At 29.2% G+C, this 6,879-nt stretch carries 3 protein-coding genes; 1 reads left to right on the top strand and 2 read right to left on the bottom strand.

The window, feature by feature from the left end:
- Window positions 1-1,935: 1,935 nt before the first annotated feature.
- Both C1634_RS25535 and C1634_RS26395 read right to left on the bottom strand, forming a co-directional pair.
- Entirely contained in the window at window positions 1,936-2,112 is a 177-nt protein-coding gene (locus C1634_RS25535; RefSeq protein ID WP_103234852.1) for a histone H1, read from the bottom strand.
- A gap of 1,943 nt (window positions 2,113-4,055) precedes the next feature.
- Window positions 4,056-4,268, bottom strand: coding sequence for a hypothetical protein (locus C1634_RS26395; RefSeq protein ID WP_109739376.1), 213 nt, complete (start codon window positions 4,266-4,268; stop codon window positions 4,056-4,058).
- 909 nt (window positions 4,269-5,177) lie between these two features.
- Between C1634_RS26395 and C1634_RS25515 the strand changes: the two genes are divergently transcribed.
- Complete coding sequence (locus C1634_RS25515) at window positions 5,178-6,611, top strand: hypothetical protein (RefSeq protein WP_109739375.1); 1,434 nt, start codon at window positions 5,178-5,180, stop codon at window positions 6,609-6,611.
- Window positions 6,612-6,879 lie beyond the last annotated feature (268 nt).

Here is a 6,879-nt window from a genome sequence, read left to right as displayed (position 1 = left end):
GATTACAACAGTAATCATCCGCATAAATCGTTAAATGGACTTAGTCCTTGGCTGTATGCTAAAGAAGTTTTAGTGTATTAGAGTGTATTTTATATTTATTAACTGTTTGAAAAAGGGAAAGTCTTCACTTTTTACTGTACATGGTGTACATGGCTCAAGAGATAATCTTTCAACAGGAGTTCCAACAGCAACTCAAAAATTAAATGATTTGGTTGTTAGTAATGATGGTAAAGTAGGTGTTGGTAGGTAAATCTACACCCAATACGAAATTAAGAGTTAAAACTCCTGACAATAGTTTTGGAATAAATAATATAAATGGAACGATAAATCTAAAGTCATATTTAGGAAATGGAGTTGCCTGTTTGGTACAACTTCAGTGTATGATTTCAAATTGATAGTCAACAATCTCTCTAGAATAACTATCACTTCAAGAGGAAATGTAAGAATATTTATGATGACCCTTGGTAATGACTTGATATTAGCGGTAATATTTCATTGAGTCCATCTGTAAAGCATCATCGATCAAATTTCAGGAAAACGCAGGCAATGGAACAAATAAAATATTTGTTAAACCACCAGAAAGTTGCTACAGACAGTGATAGTGTTACTGCACTTTAATTTGAACGTTTTTTTGGTTCTAAAAATACAAATACAATTACTAACCCCTTCAAAACACTCTTTTTTTTAATTTTTTTTTGGTAGTGGTTTGGTAGAAAATTGGATATATCTATAACAATTAAACTATAATTATATAAAAGAATGCCTTTAATCAAAAATTTAATCACTATTTCTTGTACAAGAAAATCGTAAAAAGAAGATTTTCAAATTTTAAAGATACTAAAAAAATGTTCCAATAAAAAAGACAGAAATGACAATGCCGAAATTTGTCAGGATGCAGGTTTAATTGGAAAAGAAAACGTTATTTTTTTTGTGGATGCAAACGATGAGCACAAATTCATCCGATCATGGATTCCGAAAGTATGCAGATTAATTGCAGCACAGTAAATCAAATCAGCAACAGAAAAGCCCCGAAGAAAGATATTTTGTCAATTTTGAAATTGAAAATAGAAGATCCGATTATTGTAATTCAAAAATGCTCGAAATATTTTAAACATGCAAATACTTATGAAATATAGATTAGTTTACCCAAATATTAAAATAAAAGCTGGAATCTTATTCCTGCTAAAAAGTGACAAATGGAGAACAGATAATTTCCATAAATAGGAACTTTATAAATAAATTTATTACATTTATAATAAACTAATTTCTTATGAAAAAAAATGTTTTTTTTGCTTCAACACTCTTAATTGCAGCAACTTCATTTTTAAATCCAATCAATGCCCGGACTTGCCCAAGCTGAGGACCATATATAGAAGGATTTGATATGGCTAACTCTGGTATTCTGAAGTGATGGCGGATAATATCTGCAAAAAATAAACACCTATTACTCTACCCTCAATTTTTCCTTGGGCCCCCGAGGTGGATATGCCGGAATTCAATACAGCTTTAAACAAACCTTTGAAAAACTTATCAAATTCAGATACTTCTTCAATATACTTTCATGAAGTGCCCAAAGTGCGATTCCATAGATTAAAGAGCTTTATTGCTCGTAAAGATGATCAAAAGTTACTTTATCTTTTATGAGCATCAATAGATACAACTCCTCATCAGATATTATGTTCGTCAATTGTTCTGCCATAGAGACATATAAAACGCTTATTTGAAATCTAGGATTATTGAAGCAATGAAGTTAAAAAGAAAAAATCAAATAACCAATCATTCACACATAAAACCCTCATTGTTCAAACAGTTCCTAAAATAATATGATGATAGTCTTTTTTTTTGTTAAACATTGATTCTGCATTTTTATCTGAAAATACTATACTTAAATAAGAGACCCCTACCTATCGGAAGGGATCTTAATTTTCATTGATCTTATTTCTTTGATTCTTCAACAGAGATCTTTCTGAATTCTTTGAACAGCTTGCTCAGTTCAAGAGCTGATTTCCTTGCTCTTGTACCAGCTGCCTTGTTTCCTTTTTCAGATTGCTGGCTGGCATCTTTTAAAAATAAGTCAAACTCAGCATTGATCTTTTCGATAAATTCCTTCATAGTATAATAAAATTAAATTGGAGACAAATATAGTAGTTTATATCAATTTACCTTTTATTACTTCATACAATTTTTGCTCATACAAATCCTATCTCAACGCCACGACATTAGATTATCTAGTTGATTTAGAAACAAAAATCCCCAAACAATATGGGGATAAAACTAATAACCACGAAACCCTTAAAAAAAAGTTCCTCTACAAAAACACCGGATCTTTAAGCAACTGATCATCTTGATAAAAACTAAATAAGTTTCAATAATTCCTCGGCCACATTATTAGAAGATGCAGGATTTTGTCCTGTGACAAGCTTTCCATCAACCACTGCATAAGCAGCCAAATCTTCAGCTTTACTTTATGGTCCGCCATTCTTTTTAAGCATATCTTCACCAAAAAAATGAACAACATCAGTCAATTGTATAGCATCTTATTCTGTATTGGTGAATCCAGTGACATTTTTATCCTTTACCAGATGCTCGCCGTCTATTTTTACATCCTTCAAGACCCCTGATGCTTAGCATACAAATCTACAGGTTTACCATCATTATAGAAGTCAACGATAAGCTGTTGGGAAACTTTATCTTTTAGCCTGATCTCATAAAGGACCACGTCCCCCCTGATAAAACAACGCATCGAAATCTTCACCTTTGAGTTCCGATAATTTTTGTGCTTTTTTAATCTACTCGTCATTATCCATTCTGCGTGTTGCCGCCGTTTGAGATGAAGGATCTTCACTTTTCGGATCAATTGGCGGTTGACCTCCATTAAGTAAACAACATTTACAGGATACATGAAAAATACATCTCCATTCAAATTCTATATTGACGATGCGGTTGATCACAAATATGAGTTGATTTTTTAACAAAAAAATAAAAAACTTGTCATTCAATAACCTTAGGCTCTTTTATTCTGAAAAGAAGTAAAACTTTCTATCCTATTATTGAGCATATTATAAACGATCTCAACAGAAAAAGATGATACCTCATATAAAACAAACCTTAGTTCATGTTTAATCAACTCATTGATTATTTTACCCTCAGTCATAACGATTTCAAGTTGAGATTTATCAGTTAGATTTTTAAAATCGTAATAAGAAATTGGCATAGCTGTTATTTTTTAAAATTTTGTGTTTATTGGTAAAGTTACAAATCCATGACCAATAGAAATGTCAAATTAATAAGCTTTTTCATTGGTTTGACTGATTTATCAATCCTGTGTTCTGTTTTCACACGCTTTTAAAGAAACAGAATTTGAAATTGACATCTTAAAAAAGGTCAAATGCATACCATATAAACTTATCAACATGTTAATGTCTTTCATGTATTATTAATGATTAAAATATAAATTGTCAAGTTTCCGTTGGCACCATCTGATCTAGTCCTATTTTATAATCTGCGGAAATATGCCATATTCCACCAGACTGAAAAGCAAATACATTTAATATTTTATAGATTCTAAAAGTAGTACAAAGTCCAACATTACTTATATTAAAAATAACTACCAATAGTATCTACGGTATATTGAACTGTGACTATATAAGTGTTAAAGTAACTCAAAAAATCATTCTGTACATTGGTCAATTATTACCTGTAATTGAAGATATTGCTTTCACTTCACAGTTTCATGATCTCTTGCGATCGCTGAATATCCTACTGCTACGCTCGTAGAATCAGCAGTTCTTAAAATATCATATTCCCTCCGGTCTGTAACTGAACTGTTGGTACATTCGTACCTATACCAATTCTATTATTGGCGGAATCAACTGAGAAGCTATTTTCATAAAATTGTAAATAGGAAATATCCATTGTCATATCATCATTATAAAGAAACCCTGAGTTTACTGAAAGAATCATCTTTGCTCATAATATCAAGAATTCTACTCACTTTTTTTCTCATCTACGGTACTATTTTCAAGAAAGATGAAGCAATTATCTGAAAATTAGATTTAGTGAAAGTTTTTTGGATTTGCACCATTGGCATCTATAAGAGGATTCTTCACTTTATTTAGATTATCACTTGTTACTTTTTGCATAAATTCTAGCTTTCTGTCTATTTGATTATCTTGATCAAAACTGTTATTTTGCACCGTTTTTGAATTTACAGAGCAACTATTACAAATCAATATTGCAATATTTATAAACAAAACTGTGTATTTCATTATTTCGTTATTGTATTAAAAATTTTTAAATTATAAGTAAAACTTTTTTTAATGAATATATTTCTTTCATACAGAACTCTTAAAATCTACCAGTTCCATTTGTATAATATACATTAACAATGGCAATTTTTTTCAAGATAAGTTAAGCACTAAAGCATAATCACAAAACTAAGGATATAAATCTCAGAACGTTAATATTTATAATGCTTTATAAATAATATGCATAAAGGAAATGCCTTAGGTATAGCTCGCACCATTAGGACGAGTCTTTGTTTCACAAAAAATAACATCTACTGCATTAAGAAGCTTTACACAAGTCCCGGATAATAAAAAAACATTTCCTGTCCGCAGGGCTCCAGTATATGTTCATTGACTATTACCTGAATTAAATATAGTCCATAACTTGAATAGTTCGTAGCATTTTCCAATTTTACATCGACTAAAACCTATTATATTTTTTTTGCAAACTATACAAGCATTATTAGCAGGATTACATGTTCACGCTCCGGTTTTTGAGGAAGATTACAAAATAGCACAAGATTAAATATTTTTTTGATTAACTCCTCTTTTAACATCAACAAATTTACAATGAATCTTGCCATTTTACCACACTGCATCTTTACTGCATCCTGAATTATAGTAAATACATTTAACAACAATACAATGTAGTTAAATAATTAAATCAGAGATTAAAAAATCTAATAATCAATACTTTAAATAGGATACAAAAAAACACTGCAACTAGAAAAACACACTTTAGCTTTTGATTTTTTATAACAAACTATCAAAATAATATTTAATTTTGCAGAATAATGTTCATCTAAAAAGACAAAAAGATACTAAATTATTTATTCTATTAAATAAGCCATAACAACACTAAATGAAAAAACTATTTTTCCCTTTAATTAAATGAATCGCATTAATATTGTTAATAAATTGATTTGCTTTATTTTTATAAGTTTTGCATCTCATATAGAAGCTCAAAAAAATTCTATTTCGGAAATTGATTCTTTACAAAAGAGAATAAGTGAAGGATACTGGAATATCGGTAATTATAAAAAAGGGGCTATTCTTCAAAGAGAAGTTATTGAAAAATCTAAAAAAATAAAATATAAAAAAGGAGAAATCAAAGGCTACATAGAGTTTTCAAAGTATTGTTTTGTAATGAACATGTATAAACAAGGCTATTATCTTTTGAATATAGCTGAACAAAATTTGAAATACTACGATGATAAATCCTTAAAATCCCGATTATATTTCGTATACGGAATGAGTGAAGCAAGACTTGGACTTCATAAACAGGCTATTATAGACCTGAACAAATCTTTAGATTTCGCATATAAAATTACAGATAAAAATTTAGCTGAAAAGTCTAAACAAGATGCTTATGATTGGAAAAGATTCAGTTTTGAGTCTCTAAATCAAATGGATTCAGTATATAGTTGTGAGAAGAAGTGTATGGCAGCTCCGCGACCCATGCTATATATCACAATTGCACAGAGACATTTAAAAAAAGGAAGAATGGACTCAGCAAAATACTTTATTGATAAAGCAAATGATATAATGTTATCCTCAAAAGGTACAGTCGAAGCAAAGTGCAATGTTTTAAGAGCCTACGGAGAATTATATATAGAAAGAAAAGAATACCAGAAATCTCTACAGTATCTCTTAAAATCTCTTAAAATCTCTATACGAATGAGATTCAAGAAAAGAGAAAAAGAATGTTATAAACTAATATCTCAAGCGTATAGAGGGAAGAATGACCTTAAGAATGAAAATGAATATCTTTTAAAATACTCTGCCGTGAATGACAGTCTGAATTTAATTGAAAGGGCAATGATAGATATACCAATAGACAAACTTTTACAGGAAAAAATCCAAAATAGTGAAAAAAGTAAAAGCAGACTATATTATATTATATTATCTATTATGTTTGTCTGTTTGTGTATAGTAATTATTTTAAAAAGAAATTCAAAAAGTAAGAAAGATAAAATCAGAAGTAATTTAGTTCAAAAAGAAAAAGAGTTAGATTTGTTAAATAAAAAATTGGATGAAAATAAAGAACACCTGTTATATCTTGCTACTAAAAACGACCCTACCTTTATTATAAAATTCAAAGAGCTTTATTACGATTTTTATACAGAAATAACCACTGAATACCCTCAACTCAATATAAACGATATGAGATTTATTGCTTTTGTGAAATTGTCGTTTTGTAATAAAGAAATTGCTACTTATACAAGTGTATCCCTAAGAACAGTAGAATCTAAAAAATATAGAATTAGAAAAAAATTAAATTTAGATGTAAATATTGATTTTAATGATTGGATAAACAGTAGATAGATTTAATATTTATAAGAATATAAGTTAATGAAACTTGTCTTTAAAGATTTTTTTAGATACTATATTATTTCTCATTACAAATTAGCTAAAAACATATTAAAGTTAACGGATTGTAGAAGCATAGGTAAACTTCCCTGTTTTGGTAAACTTCCCTGTTTTTCAGACCAATTAAAATTATTAAATTTAGTTTGTTAAACATTATGAAAAAGAGCAAATTTTCAGAACATCAGATTATCAATATTCTGAAAGAATATGAATCTGGGAAAGC

This window comes from Chryseobacterium viscerum, assembly GCF_002899945.2.
GTDB lineage: Bacteria > Bacteroidota > Bacteroidia > Flavobacteriales > Weeksellaceae > Chryseobacterium > Chryseobacterium viscerum.
This window is presented reverse-complemented; position numbering and strand designations above follow the sequence as displayed.